Source organism: Nocardiopsis sp. LDBS1602, from assembly GCF_035818715.1.
GTDB classification, from domain to species: domain Bacteria; phylum Actinomycetota; class Actinomycetes; order Streptosporangiales; family Streptosporangiaceae; genus Nocardiopsis; species Nocardiopsis alba.
This window is the reverse complement of the sequence record NZ_JAYLVW010000002.1, coordinates 270366-297303: the sequence shown is the minus strand read 5'-3', so window position 1 is coordinate 297303 and position 26938 is coordinate 270366. Positions and strand designations below refer to the sequence as shown.

Below are 26938 nucleotides of genomic sequence, written 5' to 3'. Positions count from 1 at the left end.
TGTCGTGGGGGGGGCCGGGGCCGGCCCCCCCCCCCCCCCCCCCAGGGCGGCCCCGGCGGCGCGGCCCCCCCCCGCCCCCCCCCCCCCCCCCGGCCCCCCCGGGGGGGGGGGGGGGCCCCCGGGGGTCGGGGGGGGGGGGGGGGGGGCCCCCCCCCCCCCCCCCCCCCCCCACGGCCCTAGGCCTCCAGGTCGTCCGCGACCACGCGCAGGACCGCCGCCACACGGGACGCCTCGCGTTTGTCGGGGTGGCGGCCCCGTCGGTAGCCGTTGGAGACGTTCTCCAGGAGTTTGATGAGATCCTCGGTGATGACCACCATCTCATCGGGCTTCTTGCGTCGCGCCTTGGCCACGGAATGCTGCGCGTCGAGCAGTTTCACCTGAAGGGCCTGCGCGCCCTTACGGCCCTCGGCCACACCGAACTCGACCCGTTGGCCCGGGCGCAGCGATGTGGTTCCGGGCGGCAGAGAGGTGGAATGGACGAAGACCTCTCCGCCGTCGTCACGGGTGAGAAAGCCGAAACCCTTGTCGCCGTCGTACCACTTGACCTTACCGGTGGGCACGGTAGAGACCTCATGCTTTCACTGGCGGGTGACGCGTGGGGAGGTGGAAACGGTGTCGTCCACCCTTTCCCCCACCCCGGCGACCCCTGGTTTCCAAAGTCGGACACAAGGCTAGTACCCGGGCGCTTCCCAAAGCGAGAGGAAATGTGGCGGGGCCGATATGGCGGTACGTGAACGAGGCCCGGGGACGACTCACCCGGGCCTCGTCGACGTCGGCGTCGCCCCCGTCACCGCTGGTTGCGGAGTGTGGGACGGGACTCGGCGGAGTCGGGGGCGCCGTCGACAGGTCGGTGTCCTTGCTGGAGGCAGGTTCACCTGAAGTGACCACCGTGAAGCGAAAGCGGCGGTGTACCGAAATGACTACCCGAAGCCGCACGTACGGATGCACCGTAACGGGCCGACCGGAAAAGGTTATTCCCAGCGTTTGCCAAGCGATGACCCTCGGGCCTCCGACGCGGGGAAGGGGGACGGCCGGGTTCAGCGGCCGGCGCGATCGGCCGCGCGCGCGGATCGCGCGGCCTTGGGGAAGAGATAGAACACGCATACCAAGGAGGCGATACCCAGGGCCGGGACGCCCGTGGCGGGAAGGGCCTGCTGGATGTACTGGTCGATGAACCTGGCCTCGCCGTCCCACACGACCACGCCGACCGTGCAGGCCACCAGGGGCAGCCCCACCCCGACCCACTTGTCCTTGGCGTTCCACACGTGGCTGAGCAGGATGAGAGCGGCGCCGAGCACCCACAGGAAGGCGACGTCCCACCAGAGTCCGGTGAGCGTCAGCATGAGCAGGGCGATCGCCTCCGGAGCCCGGTGACGCACCAGGAGCAGACTGTTGCGCACCACCCCGGGCCTACGCGAGGTCCTACCGTCGAGGCGCTGGTCGGTCTGCCCGGGCCCCTCCAGGAGGGCGAGGATCCCCTGGCCGGGTCCGCCCCGCCAGGGCGGCGGCGGACGGTCCGCGTGCCTGGGCTTGGGCGGGATCATCTCGTCGTCCTCGAGGTCCATCTCCTGCCCGGTCAGCTCCTCCTGGACCAGGTGTTCCGGAGCTCCGAAACCTCGAAGGATCCGTCGCACGGTGTCGACATCGTCGTTGCCGGCCGCCTCTCGGCGCTCATCGATACGCGCGCGCAGGCTCGTCAGATAGGCCGTCCGCTCTTTCGCCGTGACACGACCGTGCAGCGCGAGTCCGACTTCCGAGAGATAGTCGAGTACCAATTGTTCCGAGCGCTGGGTCATGGCCCCATATTGGCCGACGACGAACCGCCTTTTAACCCCCACCCCTCTGTTTCGGATGTCCCATTCCCTTCCGATACGGCCGTCGAAGTGGGGGCGGACGACCTGGGAGAGGTCCGGCCGGGGAGCGGGTACACCGTCGATGGCCGGATCGCTTAGCGTGGGATCCGATGACGCACTACGCACGGCCCGAGCCCACCGGCGACCCCGCCGACGACGCGGCCACGGGACGGCCTCCCACGTTCACCGCCTGGCTCCGCTCGCGCTCCGACGACGAGCTCACGGCCCTCCTGCGCGCCCGGCCGGACCTGGCCCGACCGGTCCCGACCGATATGGGCGCCCTGGCCCACCGTGCGACCTCGCGCAACGCCGTGCTCCGCGCTCTGGAGCGTCTCGACCGGTTCACCCTCCAGGTCCTGGAGTCCGTGGTCGCCCTCGGCGACGACCGCATGTCCGAGCCGGTGGGCACGCTCCCCGTCGACCTCGCCCGCGCTCTCGGTATGACCCCGGCGCGGGGCACCGGGCGTGATCCGCTCGACGACGCCCTGCGCACCCTGGCCTCCCTGGCGCTGGTCTGGCCCGACCGGGGCCGGCTGCGCCCGGTCCAGATCCTGCGCGACCTGCTCCCCCACCCGGCGCGTCTGGGGCCGCCCGCCCGCGTGCCGTTGGCCGCCCTGCCGCATCGTACGGTCGAACGACTGGCCGCCGACCTGGTGCCGCACAGCACCGCCGACTCTCCCGTGGAGGCGGTCGCCACCGCCCTGTCCGACCCCGATCGGATCCGCGGCCTGATCGGCGAGGTCGACGCCTCGGCGCACCGGCTCCTGGACGGGCTCGCCTGGGGGCCGCCCAACGGCACCGTCTCGGACGCCCGCCGGGAGATCACCCTGGCCACGGCCTCCTCCCCGGTCGAGACGCTCATCGCCCGAGGCCTGCTCGTTCCGGTGGGGGACGACACGCTCACCCTCCCCCGCGAGGTCGGCCTGTACCTGCGTTCGGACGTGCTGTTCCGGGACGTGAGCACCGCGCCCCCGCCCTTCGAGGGACGTGCGCGGGACCCCGAGGCCGTGGAACGCGCCGCGGCCGGCCAGGCCTTCGTCGTCCTGCGCGCCATCGAGGAGCTGCTGGAACAGTGGTCCCGGGAACCCGCGGCGGTCCTGCGCAACGGCGGGCTGGGCGTGCGCGATCTACGTCGGGTTGCCCGCACGATGGAGACCGACGACGCCACCGCCGCCCTCTACCTGGAGACGGCCCGCGCCGCCGGGCTGCTCGGCACCGACGACCGGCTGTCCGGCGAATGGCTGCCCACCCGCGAGTTCGATCTGTGGCGGGAGAGCCCGGCCGAACGGCGGTGGCTGCGCCTGGCCCACGCCTGGGCGGGTTCGGACCGGGTGGCCTCCCTGGCCGGCTCTCGAGACTCCGGCGGTCGGGTGCGCAACGTCCTCGGCCCGGGGATGGTCCGTCCCGCCGCTCCCCAGGTACGCCGCGACGTGCTGATCGAACTCGGTGAGGCCGAGCCCGGCACCTCTCCCGACCCGGCCTCGCTGATCGCCCGTCTGGACTGGCGCCACCCCCGGCGTCGCTCTCCGGTGCACACCGAACTGGTGGAGACCGCCCTGACCGAGGCGGCCGCCCTGGGCCTGACCGGCGCGGGCGCCCTCGCCGAGCACACGCGCCCCCTGCTCGTCGACGACGAGGAGAGCGCCGCCGAGATCCTCGCCGCCGGGCTGCCCCGGCCCCTGGACCACGTCCTGGTCCAAGGGGACCTGACCGCCGTGGCCCCGGGCCCGTTGGTGAACGGTCTGGCCCGGGAGCTCGCGCTCACCGCCGACGTGGAGTCCACCGGAGGCGCCACGGTCTACCGCTTCACCGAGGACTCGATCCGCCGGGCCCTGGACGCCGGACGCGGGACCACCGACATCATCGGGATGCTCGAACGTCACTCGCGGACCCCGCTGCCCCAGGCGCTGCGCTACCTGGTCTCCGACGTGGGCCGCAAACACGGCCGGTTGAGGGCGGGCAGCGCCTCCAGCTACCTGCGCTGCGACGAACCCTCGCTGCTCGCCGAACTGCTCGGCGACCGGCGGGCCGCCGACCTCGAACTGGTGGCCCTGGCCCCCACCGTCGTGGTGAGCGGGCTCAATCGGGCGGCGTTGATGGAGCGGCTGGACCGGCTCGGCTACCACCCCGTGGCCGAGAGCGGTGACGGCGCCATGAGCCTGAGCCGACCCGAGGTACGCCGCGCCGAACCGGACACCGACGTCGAGTCCTCGGCCGCCCCGACCCCCGCGGGCATCCGCGCCGCCGTCCGGGCCCTGCGCGCGGGGGACGAGGCCGCGACGGTGGCGAGGGTCCCCGTGCTCCTGCCCGAGGACGGCACGGCCGGGGCCCGCGTCAACGCCCTGGTGGAGGTCCTGGAACGGGCCGCCGCCGACGAGCGCCGCGTGTGGATCGGCTACACCGACACCGACGGCCGTCAGGTCGGCCGGATCGTCGCGCCGGAGCGGATCGACGGCGGTTTCCTCATCGCCTACGACACCACCCGCGACGCGGTCCAACGGTTCGCGCTCCACCGCGTCACCGGTCTGGCCGAACTGGCCGCGGGGGACGACGACGCCTGAGCGCGCGCCCGGACCGCCCCGGGCCTCGCCCGCCCTGACGGGGCCACCCCCTAGAGTGGCGTCTGATCGGTTGGTCCGGACCCGGGAAGAGTCCCACATGAGCAACGCGTCACTGCCCCCTGGAGCCTCGTCCCCCCGCGACCGCGGGCACGAGGACCGTACGCCGAAGGGTCGGGATCGGGCCCCGGAGCGGGAACGGGACGAGGAGCGCGAAGCCTCCTCCCCCACCGCGAACGGGGGCGCCTCCAGTAGTTCCACCATGGCGCTGATCCTGCACTCCATCACCGCCCTGTGCTGCGCCAACTGGATCTTCGGCATCGCCGGAATCACGTTCGCGGTGCGGGCGGCGCACGCGCGGGACCGGGGCCGGCCGGATCAGGCCGAGGTCCTGACCCGCTACTCCTGGTACTGCCTGGGAGCGGCGGGGGTCATGTTCTTCGTGATGGTGATCCTGACCTTCGTGATGTTCACCCAGGCGGGTGACTGGATCCAGGGGATCGTCGACGTGACACAGTACTGACCCCGGATTGGCAGAACCGGGAGGGAGCCGACCGCGTCCGATACGGACGAGACGGGTATGCGACCAGAAACGGCGCGAACGACCCGAACGGGTCGGGCATCGATCGAAAGGAGGCTCGGTGGACCTTGAACGGTGAACCGCACGACCCTCGAGCCTTCTGGACCCGGGAGCCCGCCTCCCTCGCACGCCCGCCCGTCCCCGGGCCGAGCCGCTCCGCGGGCGCTCCTCCGCCCCCTACGGTCGGCCCTCCTCCGCCGTGGACCGCCCCGGTGCCGCCGCGTCGTGCCTCCTTCGACCCCTCCGGACCGCCGCCCCGTGTGGGCGGGGCCGTGGCCGCTCTGGTCGTCGCGCTGCTCACACTGGTGGTACCGATCCTCGGTTTCTCGATGGGGCTCTGGTTCTTCATCGTGCTCGCCAACGTCCCCGGGATCGTCATGGGGGTCATGGCACTGAAGCGCGTACCCGACACCGAGGCCGTCGAGCGCTACATCCGCTACACCTGGGGATGCACCTTCGCCTACACCGCCCTGTACGTGGTGTTCGCGATCCCGGTGCTCGTCCTCACCTTCTTCATCCTGCTCCTCGGCATCTGACCGACCCCCGTCCGACAGCACACCCCCGGGCCTCAGCGACGCCCGCCCAGTGAAAGCAAGAACCACATATGAGTTACGGTCCCCCACACGACCCCTACGGCGGCCAGGGCCCCGGCTATCCGCCGCCGCCCGGTCACTTCCACTCCCCCTACCCGGTGCCGCCGCCCAAGGGGGGCGCCATCGCGGCGCTGGTCGTCTCCGTCCTCCTGGTGATCTCCTGCTACGGGATCTTCGCCGCGGTCGGTCTGATCTTCTCGATCATGGCCGTCAGCGAGCAGTACGACCACGAGAAGGTCTCCCGGTTCACCCGCTACGCGTGGATCGCCAACGGCGTCGTCATCGGGCTCTTGGTGCTGTTCTTCGTGGGCATCATCGTGTTCGCCGTCCTGACGTCGTGACACCCCGACGGGCATGATCGGGCGGCCTCCGGTGTTGCATCTGGGGTCGCCCCTCGTCCACCGTCCTTCGGAAGGTCCCGCGTGTCCTGTTTGATCGTCCAATCCGACAAGACCCTGCTCCTGGAGATCGACCACGAGTCGGCCTCCGAGTGCCGCCGCGCCATCGCCCCGTTCGCCGAGCTGGAGCGCGCCCCCGAGCACGTGCACACCTATCGGATCACCCCGCTGGCGCTGTGGAACGCGCGCGCGGCGGGACACGACGCCGAACAGGTCGTGGACGCCCTCATCCGGTTCTCCCGCTTCCCGGTACCTCACTCCCTGCTCGTGGACATCGCCGAGACGATGGACCGGTACGGCCGGCTCACCCTGGTCGGCGACCCGGTCCACGGACTGGTCCTGGAGTCCTCGGACCGCGCTGTCCTGGAGGAGGTCGTCCGCGCCAAGAAGCTCAAGGGCATGTTGGGCGAACGGCTGAGCGAGGACTCCGTCGCCGTGCACCCCAGCGAGCGGGGCAACCTCAAACAGGCCCTGCTGAAGATCGGCTGGCCCGCCGAGGACCTGGCCGGATACGTCGACGGCGAGGCCCACGCCATCGAACTGGCCGACGGCGACTGGGAACTGCGCGGCTACCAGCGCGAGGCCGCCGAGAGTTTCCACGCCGGCGGCTCGGGCGTGGTGGTCCTGCCCTGCGGCGCGGGCAAGACGATCGTCGGCGCCGCCGCCATGGCGATGACCGGCGCCACCACCCTCATCCTGGTCACCAACACGGTGTCGGTCCACCAGTGGAAGACGGAGCTGCTGCGTCGCACCTCCCTCACCGAGGACGAGATCGGCGAGTACTCGGGCACCCGCAAGGAGATCCGGCCGGTCACCATCGCCACCTACCAGGTCATGGCCGCCCGCCGTAAGGGCGTCTACACGCACCTGGAGCTGTTCGACGCCAAGGACTGGGGGCTGGTGGTCTACGACGAGGTCCACCTGCTGCCCGCGCCGATCTTCCGGATGACCGCCGACCTTCAGGCCCGACGCCGTCTAGGGCTCACCGCGACCCTGGTCCGCGAGGACGGCCGCGAAGGCGACGTGTTCTCGCTCATCGGCCCCAAACGCTACGACGCGCCGTGGAAGGACATGGAGAACCAGGGCTGGATCGCCCCCGCGGACTGCGTGGAGGTCCGGGTCGACCTGACCGAGTCCGAACGGCTCGCCTACGCGACCGCCGAACCCGAGGACCGCTACCGGTTCTGCGCCTCCTCCGAGACCAAGACCTCGGTGGTGCGCGAGATCGTGGAACGCCACTCCGAGGAACAGGTGCTGGTCATCGGCTCCTACATCGACCAGCTCGACGAGCTCGGCGAACGTCTGGGCGCCCCCGTCATCAAGGGCGAGACCCGCAACAAGGAGCGTGAACGTCTCTTCGACGCCTTCCGCTCCGGAGAGCTGCGCACCCTGGTGGTGTCCAAGGTCGCCAACTTCTCGATCGACCTCCCCGAGGCCGGCGTCGCCGTGCAGGTGTCGGGCTCCTTCGGCTCACGCCAAGAGGAGGCCCAGCGCCTGGGCCGGGTACTGCGCCCGAAGGCCGACGGCCGCACCGCCCGCTTCTACGCGGTGGTCGCCCGCGACACCCTCGACCAGGACTACGCGGCCCACCGGCAGCGCTTCCTCGCCGAACAGGGCTACGCGTACCGGATCACCGACGCCTCCGACCTCCTGGCCGGCGACGAGAGCTGAGGAGATGTTCGGGCGGCCCCGTGGTGAGGTAGAAGACCGCGTGGCCGTCGCCACGGGGGGTTGAGGTAGGAGATCGAGCTGCGGGTCACACCCCTGGGGGTGAAGGTGGGAGTCCGCACCCTCCGGTACCCCAGGGGGTCGCTGCACACGGTCTCCTACCTCGCCACGGGGGGTTGCCCGTTCGGGCGCCGGGAGTGTTCTGCAAGACGAGTCGAGCCGCCCGCGAGGAACGAGCCAGGCGTGGACGAGGATGAAGAACGCTCCCTCTTAGGGCGCCCGAACACGCGCCGAAGCGCCGGCGGAGGCGCAAAGCAAACACTTTCGGGCCCTAGCCACAGCAGGGTGTAACGGCCGCACACCCTCCCACACCAACCCCAGGGGGTTGAGGTAGGAGATCGTGTGACCGTCACCCCAGGGGGTCGGGGTAGGGGTTCGGGTGCCCGAACCCCTGGTCACAGGGAGGGCAGGACCCCGATGACGTAGGTGCCGGCGGCGATCCCCCAGGCGACGAGGGAGTAGCCCAGGGTCCGGGCGCGCAGTTCGCGATCGCCTCGGACCGAGGCGGCGGTGAAGGCCGCCACCAGGAGCGCCAGACCGAGGAGCGCGGGGATCGCCGAGGCCAGCGCGAAGAGCTGGGACTGGGCGGCGCACGCGGCGTATCCGGGACTGCCGGGATCACCACAGAACACGTCGTCCCCCGATCAGATCGTTCATGTGGTCGTTCACCCCCGACCGTACCGTTTCGGCGAGGCCGGATCGCCGCCGTCCCCGACCGGATCGCGGGTTGCGGGTCGTCGAGGCCGCGCGGGGGCCGGCGGTGAGGCCCGTATCACCTCAAGGCCTTTACACGAGGGGCCTTCGTGTCCAATCATGAGGGCGGCGCGCCTCGAAGTCCTCCCCCCTCCACCCCTCGCACGGAGGTGCACATGGCTCCGACACCGACCCCCTCGTCCGTCCGCCGCTCCGGTTTCCGCTCTCTCGGTCAGGGCGGTCTGAACTGGGACTCCCTGCCGCTACGACTCTTCGCCAAGGGCAACGCGAGGTTCTGGGACCCCGCCGACATCGACCTCTCCCGTGACGCCGAGGACTGGGAGCGACTCGACGAAGAGGCGCGCACCCGTCTTCTGCGTCTGTGCGCCCTCTTCGCCGCGGGCGAGGAGGCCGTCACCGAGGACATCCAGCCCTTCCTGCGCGCCATGGCCGCCGAGGGGCGACTGGGCGACGAGATGTACCTGACACAGTTCGCCTTCGAGGAGGCCCGGCACGTCCAGGCCTTCCGACTGTGGCTCGACGCGATCGGGGTCCGGGACGACCTGCACGGATACGTCGACACCAACCCGGGCTACCGGGCCCTGTTCTACGAGGAACTGCCCGCCTCGATGGAGGCCCTGCTCGACGATCCGAGCCCCCACAACCAGGTGCGCGCCTCGGTCACCTACAACCACGTCATCGAGGGTTCGCTGGCTTTGACGGGCTACTACGCGTGGAACCACGTGTGCACCGTGCGCGACATCCTCCCCGGGATGCGGCGGATCATCCGGCTGATCGGCGACGACGAGCGGCGGCACATGGCCTGGGGCACCTTCACCTGTCGGCGTCACGTGGCCGCGGACGACGCCTGCTGGGGCGTGGTGCACGAACGGCTGGAGGAGCTGCTCCCCCACGTGCTGAGCACCGTCGAACACGGCGACACCCCGTCGCGGGATCCGCAGGTCCGGCGTTACGAGCTCCCTCCCGGTCGGCTCATCGAGTACGCCGCCGATCGTGCGACCCGCAGACTGGGCGCCATCGAGGCGGCCCGGGGCGTGCCGTTGGAGCGGATCGATCTGGACGCCTCACCCCTGGAGTTGGAGGAGCGCTTCGGCGACGAGGATCAGGCCGCCATGGCCTCTCCGACCCCCTGAGCGGAACCCCGAAGCCCCGTTATTCCGGGTTCACCCTGGCCGGATCAGGTCCCGACCGTCCGGTGTCCGACCGTGGGTCGGCGGGCAGGCCATCCCCTACCCCGCCGAAGAAACGTACGAATCGCACACCTGACGGGAGACCCACCATGTTCTTCGATCCCACCGTCGTGGCCCGCTACACCGCCGAGGACGTACGGCAGACGCACACCTTCCACGACGGGGAGGCGTTCGTCGGCTACGTCGCCGACCGGCGGGAGGGTTCCCCCATGGGGCTGGCCTTCGTGCACTTCGAGGCGGGCGTGAACTTCGACTTCTCCTGGCCCTACGACGAACTGTCCGTGGTCACCGAGGGCCGGCTGACCGTCCGGACCGCCGAAGGGGTGATCTCCGCGGGCCCGGGTCAGATCCTGAATCAGCCGCGCGGCGTGCCCGGCACGTTCGAGATCGAGGAGCGGCTCCGGATGGTCTGCGTCCACCACCCCACCTTCCAGGAGGCCGTCGGGGTGTCGGTGGAGGAGTTCGGGGCGCTGTCCGAGCGGGACGAGGAGCCCGACATGTCCGCTTCGCCGCGTGGTCCCGAGCACTCAGGCGGCTTCTTCGACCCCACGGTCATGCAGGTGTTCGATTCGGACGACCTCACCGACTGGGTCACCGTGGACGAGGGTTCACGCGCCTACGTGGGATACGTCGCGGATCGGGAGCAGGGCTCGCCCATGGGCATCGCCTTCTCCCGGTTCGGGCGGGGCGGCGTCTTCGACCTCGTCTTCCCCTATGACGAGGCCGCCGTGATCACCAAGGGGCGGGTCACGGTCGAGAGCGCCGGCTCCTCCTTCACGGTGCACCCGGGAGAGCTGCTGTACATGCCCGCGAACACCTCGGCCGTGTTCAGGTTGGAGGAGGACACCGAGGCCGTCGGCGTGCACCACCCGACCTTCGAGGAGGCGTTCGGGCACCCGCCGCACCGGTCGTGACCCGGGGGCACGGGGCACGCGCCCTCGTGTGTCACTTGCCTTCGCGCAGGACCAGGTCGATGGCGATGGAGGAGGCGATCACGAGGGTGCGGAGCGGCTCGGGCAGCGAGGGGTAACGGTGGTGCAGCGCGTAGCTGTCGGCCGCGGTGAAGATCTCCCCGAGGTCGGGAAGCTTACGGTCGACCCGGGCGACCTCGTGTTCGGCGTGGTCCTTGATCCGGAAGTCGTATCCGATGAAGTCGCCCTCGATGCTGCCGACGGGCCTCTTCCAGGGGTCCATGAGGGTGAACCTGGATCCGAAGAACTTGAAGTCCTGTTCGATGGAGCCCACCGGACGCCCGTCCGGCAGGTTCACGCTGGTGGAGGCGGTCATCCAGGACCAGTGCTTCTGGATGACCAGCCGCGTGTGCCCGTGCATGTCGTCGACGTGTACGAGGCGCGCGAACCCGCCGGTGTTCTTGGCCATGAAACGGAGCACCTGCATGCCTCCGTCCGCGCCCTGCTCCTTGACCCTCGCGATCGGACGCCCGTGGGGGTCGAAGACCTCGTAGTCGGAGACGTCGGTGAAGTAGCGCTTGGGCTGTCTCACCAGGAGAGGGTTGGCGTTGAAGATGTCCATGAGGAGGGATTTTAGGGCGTGTCCTCCGAGCGCCAGAGCTCGCGTCGACCCCTTTCCGCCTCCAGGGCGATCCGCCCGAACGGCTCGGTCCGCCACGTGCCGTTCTCACGGTGGTTGGAGTAGAGGGCGTCGCCCTCGCGGGAGAGCACGTGGAGCGAGTCGACCAGGTGGTGGGTCTCCAGGAACTCGATGGTGTTGGGGACCCCCAGGTAGAAACGGTCGTGGTGGAGTTCCGGCAGCCATCGGCCGAACCCCTGGTCGCGGGTGGCGCGGGCGTGCCGGTCCAGGATCGCGAAGCGGCTGTTGGAGGCGTGGGTGGCGACGAAGGCGACCTCGACCCGGTAGCCGGCCTCCTTGAACCCGGAGACCCAGGCGGAGGCCCAGTCCGCGCGACCCAGCGGGTGGCTGCACACCACGTCGAAGCGGCCCGTGCGCACGTGCTCCATCGCCCGTCCGTGGAGGGCGCCCACCTGGTGGGAGACGGAGGTGGAGGCGGTCCTGTCGTCGGCGCTCATGGCCCACTCGTAGTCGGGTGACAGGCGCAGCAGGTCGTCTCCGTCGTAGCTCACCGTCCCCTCCGGCAGGGCGGGCAGGATCGAGCGTTGGAGCGTGCTCTTGCCCGATCCGGGCTGGCCGCCGAAGAGCAGCAGGCGGGGATGTTCGCGTGGGATCCCGGTGAGCCGGTCGCGCAGGGCGACGCCGAAGAGGGTGTCCAGGTCGTCCTCCGACAGCGCGCGTCGCAGGTCCGCGGGTGTGGCCCCGGCGGGGGCGCGCACGGGCTCGGCCCGCAGCGCGGCGATGAGGTCGGGCAGTTCCGCGGCCGCCCGTGCGAGTTCCTCGGTGGTGAGGAAGGGCAGTCGGGCCTCCTCCTCGAGGAGGGACGTGGCGCGTTCGAGGAGGTCGGGGGAGCTCTCCCGGCGAGAGAGACAGGCGCCGATGGCGGCGCTGTAGAGGTTGTGGACGCGTTCGATCAGTTCGCGTCGCGCGGGGCTCAGGGGCGGAACACGTCCGCCCGCGCTCTCCCCGAGAAGGGGGGTCGACCCGTTCGCCGTGGTCTCGTCGGAGAGGTCGGGGCCGAGGCCCGGACCGGTACCGGTGCTGGAGGAGGTCATGTGCGTCCGCTCTCGCTGTGGCCTGCCTGTCCGCGCGGTCCTACGGGTACGAGCGACCGCCGGCATCCACGGATCGTAGTGCCTGGGATCACCTCGAAGCGGCGCTTCGACCGTTTCTCCACCGTCCTAAAGTGGCCACATGTCTTCCACTCCGACCTCCACCTCCGACGTCTCCGGATCTCCCTCGGTCATCGACGCCCTCTCCTGGGTCCACATCGAGAACGGCCGCCTGTTGTGCGTGCGTTCGCGGAACCGCGACCGGCTGTACCTGCCCGGCGGTAAGCGTGAGCCGGGCGAGAGCGACGAGGCCGCCGTGGCCCGGGAGACCCGGGAGGAGGTCAGCGTGTCCCTGCGTCCGGGAACGTTCGAGCGGATCGCGGAGATCGACCAGGTCGCCCACGATCAGCCCGAGGGCACCCGGGTGCGGCTGATCTGCTTCACCGCCGAGTACGACGGCGAGATCGCCGCGGACAACGAGGTCGGCGAGCTGGCCTGGGTCGGGTACGCCGACCGCGCCCTGTGCGCCCCCGCCGTCCGTGACCTGGTCGACCTTCTCCACGAGCGAGGCCTGCTCACCTGATCCGATACCGAGGGGCCGTGGAAGATCCCTCCACGGCCTCTCGGCGTTCCACCCTCGGTTCTCCATACTTCTTCAGGCGTACCGAAGGTTCCATGTGTACCATTGGGACCATGAGCGAGATGCAGGTGGAGTCCATTCGTCAGGTGCGTGATCACATCGCCGACGTCGTCGATCGTGCCGACAGGGAGGACTCACCGACCGTGATCACCAGACGCGGGAGAGAGGTCGCCGCCGTCGTCCCCATCGACCTCCTGCGCAGATATCAGCAACTGGAAGAGCAGGAGATCATGCGCATGGTGCGTGAGCGCATGAACAACCCCGAACCCGGGATCCCGATGGAAGAGGTCATGGCGGAGATCTTGGACGGCCCCGAGTGAGCTACCGAACCGTCTTTCGACCGGAAGCCCGCTCGGAACTCCGCAAGCTTCCACGCAATGTCGCCATGACGGTGTTCCGCAAGCTCACGGAACTGGAGCGGGACCCTCTGGGGTTCGGCACCACGGCGCTGGTGGGAGCCCCCGAGATCCGCCGTCTACGAGTGGGCGATCATCGGGTCGTCTACACCGTGGAGAACGAGAAGCTCATCATCTGGGTGGTGCACGTCGGACACCGCTCCAGCGTGTACGACCGCCCCCTCCCGTGATCTCGACTCACCGACCGGCCGAGGAGTCTCTAGGCGCCTGGTCCGGGATCCTCTCGGACCAGGTGCCGGTGTCGCGCAGGAGCATCATGGTGGTGAGCAGCCCGAGCACGAGCGGGAGCATGAAGACGGTCCCCATGACCGTGTCCAGGTCGCTCACCTCGAACAGCCCCCAGTTGAGCAGGCCCTGGGCCCCGACCTGGAAGGCCAGGTGGAAGCCCACACAGGCCCAGAGGTTCCCGGTGACCAGCCTGATACAGCCGAGCACCAACGCCACCCCGATGAACAGCGGCAGCCGTTCGACGAGCACGCCCCAGCCCTGGGAGAACACCCACAGACCGGACCCCCACAGGCCGAAGAGCACCGCCTGGCCCAGGACGGCCGCCCAGCCCGACATCACGGTGTTGAGGTTGCGGAAGAGGTGACCGCGGAAGATCAGCTCCTCGGGAAGCGCCTCATAGAGCAGTACCAGGACGACCACCATCATCAGGGAGAACACGACCTCCGCCGTGGGTGCGCTCGGGGTGATCGTCACCCCCAGGGCGAGACAGACCCCCAGGCCCAGCGAGGCGGGGAGCAGCCACGAGGCCAGGCCCACGAGGAAGGGGCGCCAGGCCTCGCGCGGCCCGGTCAGGCGCAGGCCCTCCCAAGGGCGACGGTCCAGGAACCTGCGGGCCGCCCAGATCATCGGCACCGCCAGGGAGAAGGCCACCAGGGCGTTCATCCAGTGGGCGAGGTTGCCGGAGTCACCGGCCTCGATGGGCGACAGGTCGTTGAGGGCCGCCAGCGAGTACCAGATCAGCGCGGCCGCCATCGTGACGGCGGTGATCCTCAGGAGCAGCGGGGGTCGTGCGGGGCCGTCGGTCCGGTTCGCGCGGGGGATGTTCGGGTCCATGCCTCCAGCGTCTCCGCCCGTGTCCGTCCGGCACATCGGGGAACACCCCGAAAGCTCCCCTGACGCCCTTCCTCACCCTCCCTACGGGAGGCGAGAAAATAGGTGGATCCTCTCGGATCCGCTGGTTAGAGTCCCTGAACGTGCGCGTTCTTCCCCAGCCTCCGGGCGTCCCCGACCACCGTTCGGCCGACCGATACCTGCTCTGGCTCGCCCGTTCCGAGTGGCGGTCGATCACCTGGGCGGGTGTGACCTGCGCCGTCTACAACCTGGGCGGCGTCATGGTCGCCACCCTGCTCGGCATGGCCCTGGACTCCGCTCTGACCGCCGGCGACCCGCGTTCGCTGTGGACGTGGTTCGCGGGGATCACCCTGTGCGCGCTCGTCACCGCGGCCGTCGTTCCGCTCTACGAGCGCGCCTCCTGCTTCAACTGGTACACCTCGGCCTACCGGACGGTGCAGGTGGTCACCGCGCGCGCCGCGCGGCTGGGCCCCACCCTGACCCGGCGACTGCCCTCCGGCGAGGTGGTGGCGGTGGGCACCGACGACATCGACCGGATCGGCGACCTGTACGAGCGGTCCGGTCTGGCGATCAGCGCCGTCACGACGATGGCGGCGATCAGCGCCCTCATGTTGTCCTCGCACGTCACCTTCGGTCTGATCGTGCTCGTGGCGGTGCCGGTGATCGTCCTGGGCATCGGTCCGCTGCTGCGTCCCTTCGCCCGGCGCAAGACGCGGCACCGTGACCGGCAGGCCGAGCTGGCCACCCAGGCCACCGACCTGGTCTCCGGCCTGCGCGTGCTGCGCGGGGTCGGCGGCGAGCGGACCGTGGGCGGACGCTATCGGGAGGAGTCCCGCCGGGTCAGGGACGCCGGGGTCCGGGTCGGCTGGTGGGAGGCCTCCCTCCAGGCGGTCCGCGAGCTGTATCCGGGTCTGCTGCTGGTGGGGATCGTCTGGTACGGCGCCCGCCTGGCCCTGACCGGTGAGCTGACCATCGGACAGTTGGTCGCCTTCTACGGCTACACCGGTTCCCTGGCCGTCGCCCTGCGGCACCTGATGGAGTTCCTGTCGATGCTGGTCTCCGCGCGGGTGTCGGCGGCCAGGGCCACCCGGGTGCTGGCCCTGGAGCACGACCTTCCAGAGCCCGAGACCCCGGTCGCGGGCCCCGAGGGCCCCTACGACCTACGCGATCCGGACAGCGGCGTGGTGATCGGTCATGGCCGGGTCACCGCGGTGGTCTGCGCCGATCCGGACGACGCGACGCTGGTCACCGAACGGTTGGGGCGCTACCACGACGGCGAGGGCCCCGGCGCGGAGATGGTGGAGCACACCGGCGGCCGGACCGTGCGGCTGCGCGACCTTCCGCTGCGCGAGACCCGACGTCGTGTCCTGGTCGCCGCCAACGACGCCCATCTCTTCTCCGGTCCTCTGCGCGAGGAGCTCGCCCCCGACGGCGGGCTTCCCGAGGAACGTCTGACCGAGGTGGTCCGGGCGGCCGCCGCCGAGGACGTGCTGCGCCGTTCCCCCGCCGGGTTCGACGCCGTGCTGACCGAGCGTGGGCGCGAGTACTCGGGCGGGCAGCAGCAGCGTCTACGACTGGCGCGGGCCCTGGCCCAGGACCCCGAGGTACTGATCCTGGTCGAGCCGGCGTCCGCCGTCGACGCGCACTCCGAGGCGGCGATCGCCGAACGGCTGCCCGCCGAGCGCGCGGGTCGGGCCACCGCCCTGGTCACCACCAGCCCGCTGTTGCTGGACCACGCCGACCACGTCCAGTTCGTCGAGGACGGCCGGGTGAGCGCCGAGGGGACCCACCGGGAGCTGCTCGCCCTCGCGCCCCGCTACTCCGATACCGTCCTGCGCACCGCCGGGGAGATGGCATGATCCCGACCACCGACCGCCCGCTCGTCAGCGGCCCCGACGATCCGGTGTTCGGTCCCGCCTCCGATCAGGAGGCGTCCGGGCTCCCGGTCGCTCCGGCCCCCGTGGTCTGGGCCCGGCTGCGCAGGGCCGTCCACGAGCACGGTCGGACCCTGCTGGCGGTCGTGCTCCTGTACGGCTGCGCGACGGCCTCCGCGGTCGCCGCCCCGTGGGTGCTCGGAAGGATCATCGACGAGGTGCGGGCCGGCGCGGACGCCGGGCGGATCGACCTGATGGCGTTGATCGTCATCGGGGCGCTCGTGCTCAACGCCGGGTTCGTCCTGGTGTCGGTGGCCCTGTCCATCCGTTTCGGTGAGGGCCTGCTGGCCGAGCTCCGTGAGGAGTTCGTGGAGTCCACACTGCGTCTGCCCCTGGGCACGGTGGAGCGCGCGGGCACGGGCGACCTGGTCTCGCGTACCGGCCGTGACATCGGCACGCTCGGGTTCATGGTGCGCCACGCGGTCCCGGTCATGGCGGTGAGCACGGCGACCGTGGTGGTCGTGCTCGTGGCGCTGGCCCTGGTGCACCCGGCCCTGCCGTTGGCCTGGCTGCCGACGGTCCTGATCGTCGCCGTGACCACGCGCTGGTACGGGCGTCGGGCGCCGGCCGGTTACCTCCGCGAGATGGAGACCTACTCCGACCTGACCCAGGGGGTGGCCGACACCGTCGAGGGGGCGCACACCCTGGAGGCACTCGGTCGACAGGAGCGGCAGGACGCCCATAACGACCGGCGCGTGCACCGTTCCTACCTGATCGAGCGGTACACCCTGTGGCTGCGCTGCGTGTGGTTCCCGCCGTTGGAGTTCGCCTATCAGCTGGCGGCGGCCTTGACCTTCCTCCTGGCGGGCTACCTGTACATCAACGAGGTGATCTCCCTCGGCCAGATCGCCACCGCCGTCTTCCTGGCCGTGCAGATGACCCGGCCGGTGGACCAGCTGGTCGACCAGATCGACATCCTGATGCTGGGGTTCACCAGCCTTCGCCGCCTGCTCGGGGTGCGGATGGTCGAGGAGGAGACGCCCGTACCGGTCCCGGCCGAGAAGGACGCCCCCGGCACGGCCCGTCTCCGCGAGGTCCGGTTCGGCTACACCCCCGACACCGAGGTACTGCACGGGGTGGACCTCGATCTGCGCCCCGGTGAACGGCTCGCGATGGTCGGTCCCAGCGGCGCCGGCAAGTCCACCCTCGGCAAGCTGTTGGCGGGGGTGCACGCGCCGACCTCCGGAAGCGTCCGGGTCGGCGGGGTCGATCTATCCGGTCTCTCCCCCGAGGAGCGGAGGGAGCGGGCGATCCTGCTGAGTCAGGAGAGCCACGTGTTCCGGGGGACGATCGCGGAGAACCTGGCGTTGTCGCTGGACCGTTCCGACGTGGACCGGGACCGGATGTGGCGGGCGCTGGCAGCCGTGGACGCCGACGCCTGGGTGCGTTCCCTGCCCGACGGGTTGGACACCGAGGTGGGTTCGGGGCGCGACCCACTGGACCCGGCCCACGTACAGCAGTTGGCGCTGGCCCGGGTGGTGCTGGCCGACCCGCAGGTCCTGGTCCTGGACGAGGCGACCTCGTCGATCGACCCGCGTTCGGCCCGCCGGTTGGAGAGTTCCCTGGCCGGGGTGCTGGAGGGCCGTACCGTGGTGGCGATCGCGCACCGGTTGTACACCGCCCACGACGCCGACCGGATCGCCGTGGTCGAGGGCGGCGGCGTCGCCGAGCTGGGCACCCACGACGAACTGCTCGCCCTGGGCGGTTCGTACGCGGACCTGTGGCACGCCTGGCACGGTGAGGCCCGGCCGACCGGCTGAGGGGCGGCCGTCCCGGAAAAACGGTGGACAGGGTCGCCGTGCGCGGCGATCCTGTCCGGATGTCCTCCCACGCGCTTCCCCCGTACCACCGTGACCTCTCCTTCCACGGTCCGCTCTCCGACGAACGCGCCGCCCGACTGGTGCGCTCTCTGGGTCTCCTCGACGACCGGCACGTCGTCGACCTCGGGTGCGGCTGGGCCGAGCTCCTCCTACGCGCTCTCGCCACCTCGCCCTCCGCCACCGGCTTCGGGATCGATCTGCACGAGGAGGACATCCGTCAGGGGCGGGCCGCCGCGAGGGAACGGGGTCTGGACGAACGGGTCGAACTGGTGGTGGGCGACGTCGCGACCTGGAAGGGCGGGCCCGCCGACGTGGTGTTCAACATCGGGGCCTCGCACGTGTGGGGAGGGGAGCCGATCACGCACACCGAGAACGCGCTCACCGCCCTGGCCGACCTGGTCCGCCCCGGCGGCAGGGCCCTGTTCGGGGAATGCTTCTGGCGCCGGACCCCCACCGAAGAGGAGTACGCGGCGATGGAGGGGACCCGTGGGACCCGTGGCCAGTACCGGCCACTCCCCGATCTGGTCGATCTCGCCCTGGAGCACGGTTTCCGGTTGGGCTCCCTGTCCGAGGCCGGCGTGGACGAGTGGGACGTGATGGAGAACGGCATCGCCCTGGCCCGCGAGGAATGGCTCCTGAACAGCCCGGACGCCCCCGACTTCGAGGAGGTCCGTGAGCGGGCCGACCGGATGCGACGCTTCCGGACGCACGGCGCCCGGGACACCCTCGGCTTCGCCTACCTCACCCTGATCCGGGTCTGAACGCCTTGGGAACCGACGATGAGCCCCGGATCCTCGCGAACCTCCGAGGCCCATCGTCGCTCTCATAGAACATGGGAGACGGTGCACCCGATCACGGAAGCGCTTCGTGGGCACTCGACGCTCACGGTGAACAGGAGACCCGGCGGTCCGTCGGGCGGTCCCGTCACGCCATCGCGGGCGAGGTGAGGTCTCGGACCGGCCATCGACGAAGGACGGGATCAGAAAAACCGCAGGCGCTCGCGCTCTCCGCTCTCGGCGTTCTCGACGTAGACACGGTCACCCTCGGCCATGGCCGACTCCAGGTAGGCGTACACCTGGAGAGCCCTGTTGATCACGTCGGTCTGTGTATCCCCGGTGGCCGCGACCGCCTCTTCCAGGGCCTTGGCCGAACGAGCGGTGAGATTGACGGTGACCCGCGTCGAAGGTCCACCTCCTCGTCGTCCGGTCGAACGACCGGGCTTTTGAGAGATCTCCGTGACTTCGGTTCCTGTGCTCCTGGGTGGCATGACACATCCTCTTTCTCCGACTCGACCAGGGTTCGTTCAACGGAATGCCGCGGAGATCCACGCGCGCGGAGAAGCCGGGAGACGCCGCCCGAGGGTTCTCACGGGCGACGGAGGGGGGCCGTTCGGTGTCGCGGTGAGGGTGCCGAGACCACGGGTCGCGTCGGTGTACGTGATCGGTCCTTGATCACGGGAGAACCGGTTCCTCCGAGTTCCGTCACCGCCGAGCGCCAAGGTCCCCCCTGTCTCTTCACATCGTTCATCCGTCAGGAAGGAGTGTATCAATCTGACTACGCATGCTGTCAATGCATCTTTCATGATGCCAATGACTGCCTAAAAACTGCGTACATGATAATCTCATGACGTGGTCACTCGACGCCACGGCGTCACCGGGTGCGGTACGACACGGGCTCCACCGGGTCGGACGGCACCGCCCCCCTGACAACTCGACCGTTGGAGGTCTGGCACATGGGAAATACCCGGGGAAGGGTCCCGCGGAAGCGGGTCACTCGGGTCGCAACCTACGCCGCGGAGATCCGTCTCGAGAACGAGTCTCCCAACGAGCGGGCCGACGTGGTCTTCGACAAGACCCCCGTCGCCTACAAAGTCGAGGGCGGCATCGGCGTGGACGGCGCCTGGGGCAGCCTCGAGGGCAGCGCCCGGGCGGGCTCCGTGGTCGAGAGGGCCTCCGCGGCCCTCCTCTCCTTGGGCGGGGCCACCCTCCCCGCCCTCGCCTTCGGCGGCCTGGCCCACGTGGTCGGAGCCCCCGTGTTCGGCACCCTCGCGGTCGCCGGAATCGTGTGGACCATCGCCCTCGTGGTGGTCCTTCGCATCACGCGCGCGCGGTGATGGCGACCGGGGCCCTCTCCGGCGGCTTCGCCCGCCCCGCCCAGGTCCGAACGCACCCGCGCCGGCCCCCTCATGGGGACCGGCGCGTACGGGTTTCGGGGGACGCTCAGCCCTCGTAGTCCTCCAAGGCCTCCAGGGCGGCCTGGGCGATCTCCTCGTCGATGTCTCCGGAGGGCGCGCCGCCCACGCCGATACCCGCGATCGGAGCGTCGTCGGAGGTCACCGGCACACCACCGGCCAGGAAGAGGGTGCCGGGGATGTCGGCGATGGTGGGGCCGTCACCCGAGGCGTTCTCCGCCAGTTCGCTGGTCGGACTTCCCATGGAGACCGCGGTGAAGGCCTTCTGCTCGGCGGAGTCCTGCGTCTGCGGACCGGCGTTGTCGGTCTTGAGCACCAACCGGACCGAACCCGAACGGTCCATGATGGCGATCGAGACCTGTTGGCCCTGCTCCTGGGCCTCGGCCAGACCGGCCTCGCCCGCCGCGAGCAGGGCGTCGGCGCTGAGGACCTCGTGGTCGGCCACCGCCTGGGGGGCCACCGCCGCCGCTGCCGGGGCGGGCCCGCCGGGGGCGTCCTCGGGCAGGAAGGTCGTGGCGGCGACGCCGCCGACGACGGCCAGACCCAGACCCGCTCCGGCCATGGTGGCGATGAGGTGGTTGCGCTTCATGTCCGATCACTTTCCCTTCGTGGACATCTCGTCTTCGACATCCACCACCTTCGTCGAGAATCGGCCGGTCGCCATCGGGTGAGCGAGTGAACCTCGCGCACCGTTCGGGCCACCTTCCTCGTCATCCGATCGGATGACACCGATACTGATGTAGGTGGGCACCATGGGAACGGTGGGACGAAAAGCTTCGGACGGCGGGGTCGGCAGCCCGCTCCTCAACGCGGTCATGCACATCGGCTTCTTCACGCTGCTCATCGCCTCGGCGATCCGGTTGCTGATCAGGCACGAACTGGACGACCGGACGGTGGCCGCCCTGGAGTTGGCCCTCGTCGTGGGCCTTCTGTACGCCGTGGGCCTGCTGTTGTGGCGCCGCGCGCACCGGGCGGTCCTCTACGGCTGGCTGACCGGTGTGCTCGTGTGCTGGATCGCCCTCGTCTGGATCGCGCCCTCGTTCGGCTTCGCCGCCATCCCCCTGCTGTTCCTGGCGCTGCGGCTGCTGCCCGCCCCGGCGGCGATGGTGGTCGCCGCGGTGCTGGCCGTGGCCACCACCGCCGGATGGGTCGCCCTGACCGACGTCGACGACCCCACGGTCTTCGTCGTCCCCGTGACGTTGGCGGCGATGGTGGTCGGTACCGTCACGGTCATCAAGCGCGAGAGCGAACAGCGCAGACGCATCATCGCCGACCTGCTCCGGACCCGCGACGCCCTGGCCGAGTCGCACCGCCGTACCGGTGTCCTGGAGGAGCGTGAGCGCCTGGCGCGCGAGATCCACGACACCGTGGCGCAGGGGCTCTCCAGCACCGGCATGCTGCTGCGCGCCGCCGATCTGTCGTGGGAGAGCGACCCGGACCGTTCCCGGTCCCTGGTCCGTCAGGCCACCGAGGGGGTGGACCACAACCTGGCGGAGGCCCGCGCCTTCGTCCAGGGCGAGGGACCGGCCTCCCTGGAGCACGCGACGCTGCGCGAGGCGCTCACCGACCTGTGCCGTTCCCTGTCCGAGGAGACCGGGGTCGAGGCCGGTCTGACCTGCGACGGCGACCTGGACGGGCTTCCGGACACGGTGAACGCCGCCCTGCTGCGCATCGCCCAGGGGGTGCTCGCCAACGTCCGCGAACACTCCGGGGCCTCGCGGGTGGCGGTCTCCCTGGCCGGGATCGGCGACCGGGTGACCCTGGACGTGCGCGACGACGGGGTCGGCTTCGATCCTTCGACGTCGCGCTCCACCTCCGGGCGCGGTTACGGGCTGCCCGCCGTCCGGGCGCGGGTCGAGGAACTGAGCGGATCTCTGAGCGTGGAGAGCGCCCCCGGAGCGGGTACCGGGGTGTCGGTCTCCCTTCCCGTCGAGGAGGGCGAGTGAAGCTGTTCCTGGTGGACGACCACCCCATCGTGCGCGCCGGTCTGATCGCCCTGTTCGAGGGCGAGGAGGACATCGAGGTCGTCGGCGAGGCCGCCGACGGCACCGACGCGCTGCGGTTGATCGGTCTGCGCGAACCGGACGTGGTCCTGATGGATCTGCGGCTGGCCGGGGGCACCGACGGGGTCGAGGTCACCGAACGCGTTCTGAGGCTGCCGCGCCCGCCCCGGGTGCTGGTGTTGACCACCTACGAGACCGATGGCGACATCATGCGCGCCCTGGACGCGGGGGCCTCCGGCTACCTGTTGAAGGACAGCCCTCCCGACCGGCTCTTCGAGGCGGTCCGGACCGCGGCTCGCGGAGAGACGGTGCTGTCCCCGCACGTGGCGGCCCGGCTGGTCCGGCGGGTACGCGACCCTCTGCCCGGGGTGACCCCGCGCGAGACCGAGATCCTCCGCCTCCTGGCGCGGGGCGCGGGCAACCGGGAGATCGCCGAGGGCCTGTTCATCACCGAGGCGACGGTCAAGACGCACCTGCAACGGATCTACGCCAAGCTCGGCGTGGAGACCCGAACGGCCGCTGTGCGGGTGGCCGTCGACCGGTCCCTGATCAGGCTGGACTGAACGACGGCCGGCGCCCCGCGCGGGCCGGCGACCGCTCCCGCCTGTACCGTCGGCCCCATGATGGAGACGACGGTGGACCCGCGGAGGCTGGTGGAACAGGCGCGCGCGGAGGGGATCACGCGCTTCTCGGTGGGAATGATCCTGCACAGGGCCGAGGGGCGGGAGTTCCTGCTGCTGCGCCGTCGTCCCGACGACACCTCCTTCCCCGGCGGGGAGGACCTCCCCTCCGGCGGCGTGGAACCGGGTGAGGGCCTGTTCGAGGGACTGGCCCGGGAGCTCCACGAGGAGATCGGCAGGCAGGCCGACGCCCCCGTGCGGCCGGATCCGTTCGTCTCCTGGTTCGACTACGTGTCCCGGAGCGGGAACCGCAAGCGCTGGTTCGCCTTCTCCGCCCCCTACGACGGCGCCCCGATCCGACTGTCCGAAGAGCACACCGGCTTCCGCTGGGCCCCGATGCGGGAGTACGACCGGAGCGACCTGTCCCCCCAGGTGGCGGGCGCGGTCCGGGACCGGCTCGGCTCGCTCTAGGTTCGGGCCTCGGCGGGAATTCTTGGCCCGCCCTTGGGCACCCGCCCCCTTCTCCCCGGGTATGCGGCCCTTGGCGGCCCCGACCGAGCGGGGACGCCGCGAAGTGGGGGGAGCACGATGACGACCGGACCCGACGCCGACGCCCTGGTGATCTTCGGGGTCACCGGAGACCTGACGCGGAAGTACCTCATGCCCGCCCTCTACCACCTGGTGGAGCGGGGCGAGGCCCCCGCCCGGATCGTGGGCGTGGCCCGGAGCGGCTGGGACACCGACACCCTCCGGCGTCGGGCCCGTGAGGCGATCGTCGAACACGACACCGCCCTCGACGGCCGGATCGACGACGCCGTCTTCGACGACCTGGCCGGCCGGCTGACCCTGGTCTCGGGCGACCTCGACGAGCACGAGACCTACACCCGACTGGGCGAGGCCCTGCGGGGCTCCTCGTTCACCGCGCACTACCTGGCGGTGCCGCCCGCCCTGTTCGTCGAGGTGGCGCGGGCCCTGGCCGACACCGGGCTCGCCCACGACGCCCGCCTGGTGGTGGAGAAACCCCTGGGAGACGACCTCGCCTCGGCCCGCCGGCTACGGCACGGGCTCCTCGCCTGCTTTCCCGAGGAGCGTCTCTACCTGGTCGACCACTTCCTGGGCGAGGAGTCGGTGCGCAACCTGCCCCTGACCCGCTTCGGCAACGGCCTGCTCGAACCGCTCTGGTCCCGCGCCCACATCGACAACGTGCAGATCACCATGGCCGAGGACTTCGGCGTGGCGGACCGGGGCTCCTTCTACGACGCGGCCGGGGCGATCCGGGACGTCTTCCAGAACCACCTGTTGCAGCTCTTCGCCCTCCTGACCATGGAACCGCCGCTGTCCACCGACCCGGCCGCGATCGAGGACGAGAAACTGCGGGTGCTGCGCGCCACCCGCACCCTGACCCCCGAGGACGTGGTGCGGGGTCGTTACGACGGCTACCTCGACGTGGAGGGGGTCGATCCGCGTTCCACCACGGAGACCTTCTTCGCGCTGCGCATGTGGGTGGACGCCCCGCGGTGGGCGGGGGTGCCGTTCTATGTGCGTTCGGGCAAGCACCTGCCGCTCACCTCCTGGGAGGTGGTGGTCGAGTTCGCGCGGCCCCCGATCGACCTGTACCCGGGCCCCGCCGACCTGGTGCGCTTCCAGCTGGAGCCCTGGTCGGGGGCGACCATCGAGACGTCCCTGAACGCCCCCGGCGCCGAGGGCGATTCCCCGGTACCGATCGCGATCGGAGCCGACATCGGCCGACGGCTCGGCCGCGGCCACGAGGCCTACGAGAACGTGCTGCGAGGGGCCGTGGTGGGCGACCCGGGAAGGTTCGTACGCTTCGACGTGGTGGAGGAGTCGTGGCGGATCGTCGACCCGATCGTGGACCTGACGTCCGTACCCGAGACCTACGCACGCGGCACCTACGGCCCCGTCTCCTCCTTGGAGCTTCCGGGGTCCTCGGGCTGGCATCCGCCCGCCGACGCGATCCGCCCGCACGGGATCGACTGAGCCGCGAGGGAGCACCCCCGGAAAAGGCGAAACCGGGCGGACCCCCGAAGGGGACCGCCCGGTCGTCGCGGGCGAGGTCGCGTATCCGGACCTCGGAGGTTCGGACCTCTTAGAAGTCCATACCGCCCATGCCACCGGTCGGGTCGCCGGCGGGAGCCGCGGCCTTCTCCGGCTTCTCGGCGATGACGGCCTCGGTGGTCAGGAACAGACCGGCGATCGAGGACGCGTTCTGCAGAGCGGAACGGGTGACCTTGGTCGGGTCGATGACGCCGTCCTTGAACAGGTCGGTGTACTCACCGGTGGCGGCGTTCAGGCCGAACCCGGGCTCCAGGTTCTTGACCTTGTCCGCCACGACGCCGCCCTCGAGGCCGGCGTTGACCGCGATCTGCTTGAGCGGCTCGGCGATGGCGCGACGCACGATGTCGGCGCCGATGGCCTCGTCGCCGTCCAGGTCGAGCTTCTCGAAGGCCGGGACGCTGGCCTGGAGCAGAGCGACACCACCACCGGGCAGGATGCCCTCTTCGACGGCGGCCTTCGCGTTGCGAACGGCGTCCTCGATGCGGTGCTTGCGCTCCTTGAGCTCCACCTCGGTGGCGGCGCCGGCCTTGATGACGGCCACGCCGCCGGCCAGACGGGCGAGGCGCTCCTGGAGCTTCTCGCGGTCGTAGTCGGAGTCGGTGCGCTCGATCTCGTTGCGGATCTCGTTCACGCGACCGGCGATGGCGGTGGCGTCACCGGCACCGTCGACGATGGTGGTCTCGTCCTTGGTGACGACGATCTTGCGGGCGCGGCCCAGCAGCTCCAGCTCGGTGTTCTCGAGCTTGAGGCCGACCTCCTCGGTGATGACCTGGCCGCCGGTCAGCACGGCGATGTCGCCGAGCTGGGCCTTGCGACGGTCACCGAAGCCCGGGGCCTTGACGGCGACGGACTTGAAGGTGCCGCGGATCTTGTTGACCACGAGGGTCTGGAGGGCGCCGTCGGCGACGTCCTCGGCGATGACCATCAGCGGACGGCCGGACTGCAGGACCTTCTCGACAACGGGCAGGAACTCGTTGTTGTTGGAGATCTTGGAGTTGACGATGAGGATGTAGGGGTCCTCGAGGACCGTCTCCATGCGCTCGAGGTCGGTGGCGAAGTAGGGCGAGATGTAGCCCTTGTCGAAGCGCATACCCTCGGCGAGCTCCAGCTCGAGCCCGAAGGTCTGACCCTCCTCGACGGTGATGACGCCTTCCTTGCCGACCTTGTCCATCGCCTCGGCGATGGTCTCACCGATCTGGGTGTCACCGGCGGAGATGGAGGCGGTGGAGGCGATCTGCTCCTTGGTCTCGACGTCCTTGGAGAGGTTGCCGAGCTCCTCGTTGATGCGGGCGACGGCGGCCTCGATGCCCCGCTTGAGGCCGACCGGGTTGGCGCCGGCGGCGACGTTGCGCAGACCCTCGCGGACGAGGGCCTGGGCCAGGACGGTGGCGGTGGTCGTACCGTCACCGGCGACGTCGTCCGTCTTCTTGGCGACCTCCTTGACCAGCTCGGCCCCGATCTTCTCCCACGGGTCCTCGAGCTCGATCTCCTTGGCGATGGAGACACCGTCGTTGGTGATCGTGGGGGCGCCCCACTTCTTCTCCAGAACGACGTTGCGGCCCTTGGGACCGAGGGTGACCTTCACGGCGTCCGCGAGCTGGTTCATGCCACGCTCGAGGCCGCGACGGGCCTCCTCGTCGAACGCGATCAGTTTGGCTGCCATTGAGTTCTTGTCCTCCCGTGACCGGGCTGATACGCGACGGGGACGAGGCCTGCGCCCGCGACGGACGACCGCGTTCCCCCGACACCCTTCCGTCGGAGGCCCGTGATCTCGCAGCCTCGATCCGGTTAGCACTCGACAAAGGTGAGTGCTAACCAGTCACCTTTTTAGCACTCGCCCATGGAGAGTGCAAACGATGTGGTCACGATTTCCACAGCCGGAGGAACACCCGTCACCTGGAG

General features: G+C 70.4%; 26 protein-coding genes. 18 read left to right on the top strand and 8 right to left on the bottom strand.

What is annotated here, in order from left to right; all coding sequences use genetic code 11:
* Nucleotides 1-176 precede the first annotated feature (176 nt).
* Nucleotides 177-560: a cold-shock protein gene (locus U9J66_RS09440; protein WP_026124752.1), complete on the bottom strand. Its 384-nt coding sequence runs from the start codon at nucleotides 558-560 to the stop codon at nucleotides 177-179.
* Nucleotides 561-1037: 477 nt separating this feature from the next.
* On the bottom strand, nucleotides 1038-1796 hold the full coding sequence (locus U9J66_RS09435; RefSeq protein WP_014912661.1) for a hypothetical protein: 759 nt from the start codon (nucleotides 1794-1796) through the stop codon (nucleotides 1038-1040).
* 167 nt (nucleotides 1797-1963) lie between these two features.
* Here U9J66_RS09435 and U9J66_RS09430 point away from each other — a divergent pair, with 167 nt between their 5' ends.
* From U9J66_RS09430 to U9J66_RS09410, 5 genes are all read left to right on the top strand, one after another.
* Complete coding sequence (locus U9J66_RS09430; RefSeq protein WP_326337525.1) at nucleotides 1964-4414, top strand: helicase-associated domain-containing protein; 2451 nt, start codon at nucleotides 1964-1966, stop codon at nucleotides 4412-4414.
* Between the two features lie 97 nt (nucleotides 4415-4511).
* Complete coding sequence (locus U9J66_RS09425; protein ID WP_014913049.1) at nucleotides 4512-4934, top strand: hypothetical protein; 423 nt, start codon at nucleotides 4512-4514, stop codon at nucleotides 4932-4934.
* 269 nt (nucleotides 4935-5203) lie between these two features.
* The gene (locus U9J66_RS09420) at nucleotides 5204-5527 is read left to right on the top strand and encodes a hypothetical protein (RefSeq protein WP_014911761.1); all 324 of its coding nucleotides are present in this window, start codon (nucleotides 5204-5206) and stop codon (nucleotides 5525-5527) included.
* 68 nt (nucleotides 5528-5595) lie between these two features.
* Complete coding sequence (locus tag U9J66_RS09415; RefSeq protein ID WP_017533247.1) at nucleotides 5596-5925, top strand: hypothetical protein; 330 nt, start codon at nucleotides 5596-5598, stop codon at nucleotides 5923-5925.
* Nucleotides 5926-6006: 81 nt separating this feature from the next.
* Complete coding sequence (locus tag U9J66_RS09410; protein ID WP_326337524.1) at nucleotides 6007-7653, top strand: DNA repair helicase XPB; 1647 nt, start codon at nucleotides 6007-6009, stop codon at nucleotides 7651-7653.
* 452 nt (nucleotides 7654-8105) lie between these two features.
* Here U9J66_RS09410 and U9J66_RS09405 read toward each other — a convergent pair whose 3' ends face one another.
* Nucleotides 8106-8342, bottom strand: a complete 237-nt coding sequence (locus U9J66_RS09405; RefSeq protein WP_042283871.1) for a hypothetical protein — start codon at nucleotides 8340-8342, stop codon at nucleotides 8106-8108.
* Nucleotides 8343-8579: 237 nt separating this feature from the next.
* On the opposite strand from U9J66_RS09405, the gene U9J66_RS09400 reads away from it, so the two are divergent.
* A complete protein-coding gene (locus U9J66_RS09400; RefSeq protein ID WP_161110705.1) occupies nucleotides 8580-9557 on the top strand; it encodes a R2-like ligand-binding oxidase in 978 nt (325 codons plus the stop codon).
* Between the two features lie 146 nt (nucleotides 9558-9703).
* Complete coding sequence (locus tag U9J66_RS09395) at nucleotides 9704-10528, top strand: cupin domain-containing protein (protein WP_326337523.1); 825 nt, start codon at nucleotides 9704-9706, stop codon at nucleotides 10526-10528.
* A 31-nt stretch (nucleotides 10529-10559) separates the two neighbouring features.
* Here U9J66_RS09395 and U9J66_RS09390 read toward each other — a convergent pair whose 3' ends face one another.
* Together U9J66_RS09390 and U9J66_RS09385 are read right to left on the bottom strand one after the other, a co-directional pair.
* Entirely contained in the window at nucleotides 10560-11147 is a 588-nt protein-coding gene (locus tag U9J66_RS09390) for an LURP-one-related/scramblase family protein (protein ID WP_014909456.1), read from the bottom strand.
* Between the two features lie 11 nt (nucleotides 11148-11158).
* The gene (locus U9J66_RS09385) at nucleotides 11159-12259 is read right to left on the bottom strand and encodes a zeta toxin family protein (RefSeq protein WP_326337522.1); all 1101 of its coding nucleotides are present in this window, start codon (nucleotides 12257-12259) and stop codon (nucleotides 11159-11161) included.
* Between the two features lie 139 nt (nucleotides 12260-12398).
* On the opposite strand from U9J66_RS09385, the gene U9J66_RS09380 reads away from it, so the two are divergent.
* The 3 genes from U9J66_RS09380 (at nucleotide 12399) to U9J66_RS09370 (ending at nucleotide 13482) form a co-directional block, all read left to right on the top strand.
* Nucleotides 12399-12839 (top strand): NUDIX hydrolase, encoded by a 441-nt coding sequence (locus tag U9J66_RS09380; protein WP_014911689.1) that lies wholly within the window; start codon nucleotides 12399-12401, stop codon nucleotides 12837-12839.
* Nucleotides 12840-12949: 110 nt separating this feature from the next.
* Complete coding sequence (locus U9J66_RS09375) at nucleotides 12950-13216, top strand: type II toxin-antitoxin system Phd/YefM family antitoxin (RefSeq protein ID WP_017533241.1); 267 nt, start codon at nucleotides 12950-12952, stop codon at nucleotides 13214-13216.
* Nucleotides 13213-13482: a type II toxin-antitoxin system RelE family toxin gene (locus U9J66_RS09370; RefSeq protein WP_017533240.1), complete on the top strand. Its 270-nt coding sequence runs from the start codon at nucleotides 13213-13215 to the stop codon at nucleotides 13480-13482. The genes U9J66_RS09375 and U9J66_RS09370 overlap by 4 nt, the downstream gene beginning before the upstream one ends.
* Nucleotides 13483-13489: 7 nt before the next feature.
* Here the strand turns inward: U9J66_RS09370 and U9J66_RS09365 are convergent, their stop codons facing one another.
* Nucleotides 13490-14374, bottom strand: coding sequence for a CPBP family intramembrane glutamic endopeptidase (locus U9J66_RS09365; protein ID WP_161110709.1), 885 nt, complete (start codon nucleotides 14372-14374; stop codon nucleotides 13490-13492).
* Nucleotides 14375-14514: 140 nt separating this feature from the next.
* Between U9J66_RS09365 and U9J66_RS09360 the strand changes: the two genes are divergently transcribed.
* The 4 genes from U9J66_RS09360 (at nucleotide 14515) to U9J66_RS09345 (ending at nucleotide 20259) form a co-directional block, all read left to right on the top strand.
* Entirely contained in the window at nucleotides 14515-16251 is a 1737-nt protein-coding gene (locus U9J66_RS09360) for an ABC transporter ATP-binding protein (RefSeq protein ID WP_042283860.1), read from the top strand.
* Nucleotides 16248-18086, top strand: coding sequence for an ABC transporter ATP-binding protein (locus U9J66_RS09355; protein WP_326337520.1), 1839 nt, complete (start codon nucleotides 16248-16250; stop codon nucleotides 18084-18086). The genes U9J66_RS09360 and U9J66_RS09355 overlap by 4 nt, the downstream gene beginning before the upstream one ends.
* A gap of 59 nt (nucleotides 18087-18145) precedes the next feature.
* Nucleotides 18146-18907, top strand: a complete 762-nt coding sequence (locus U9J66_RS09350; protein ID WP_326337519.1) for an SAM-dependent methyltransferase — start codon at nucleotides 18146-18148, stop codon at nucleotides 18905-18907.
* A gap of 971 nt (nucleotides 18908-19878) precedes the next feature.
* Nucleotides 19879-20259 carry a hypothetical protein gene (locus tag U9J66_RS09345; RefSeq protein ID WP_017533234.1) on the top strand — a complete coding sequence of 127 codons (381 nt, stop codon included), beginning with the start codon at nucleotides 19879-19881 and terminating at the stop codon, nucleotides 20257-20259.
* Between the two features lie 106 nt (nucleotides 20260-20365).
* On the opposite strand, the gene U9J66_RS09340 is transcribed toward U9J66_RS09345, so the two are convergent.
* Nucleotides 20366-20926: a GlcG/HbpS family heme-binding protein gene (locus tag U9J66_RS09340; RefSeq protein WP_017533233.1), complete on the bottom strand. Its 561-nt coding sequence runs from the start codon at nucleotides 20924-20926 to the stop codon at nucleotides 20366-20368.
* Nucleotides 20927-21098: 172 nt separating this feature from the next.
* Between U9J66_RS09340 and U9J66_RS09335 the strand changes: the two genes are divergently transcribed.
* The 4 genes from U9J66_RS09335 to zwf all read left to right on the top strand — a co-directional run bounded on the left by U9J66_RS09335 (nucleotide 21099) and on the right by zwf (nucleotide 24958).
* Nucleotides 21099-22283, top strand: a complete 1185-nt coding sequence (locus tag U9J66_RS09335; RefSeq protein WP_326337518.1) for a sensor histidine kinase — start codon at nucleotides 21099-21101, stop codon at nucleotides 22281-22283.
* Nucleotides 22280-22903 (top strand): response regulator transcription factor, encoded by a 624-nt coding sequence (locus tag U9J66_RS09330; RefSeq protein ID WP_326337517.1) that lies wholly within the window; start codon nucleotides 22280-22282, stop codon nucleotides 22901-22903. Before U9J66_RS09335 ends, U9J66_RS09330 begins: the two co-directional genes overlap by 4 nt.
* A gap of 57 nt (nucleotides 22904-22960) precedes the next feature.
* The gene (locus U9J66_RS09325; RefSeq protein ID WP_326337516.1) at nucleotides 22961-23431 is read left to right on the top strand and encodes an NUDIX hydrolase; all 471 of its coding nucleotides are present in this window, start codon (nucleotides 22961-22963) and stop codon (nucleotides 23429-23431) included.
* A gap of 117 nt (nucleotides 23432-23548) precedes the next feature.
* A complete protein-coding gene (zwf, locus tag U9J66_RS09320; protein WP_326337515.1) occupies nucleotides 23549-24958 on the top strand; it encodes a glucose-6-phosphate dehydrogenase in 1410 nt (469 codons plus the stop codon).
* Between the two features lie 109 nt (nucleotides 24959-25067).
* Here the strand turns inward: zwf and groL are convergent, their stop codons facing one another.
* A complete protein-coding gene (gene groL / locus U9J66_RS09315; RefSeq protein ID WP_014908880.1) occupies nucleotides 25068-26699 on the bottom strand; it encodes a chaperonin GroEL in 1632 nt (543 codons plus the stop codon).
* Nucleotides 26700-26938: the final 239 nt, after the last annotated feature.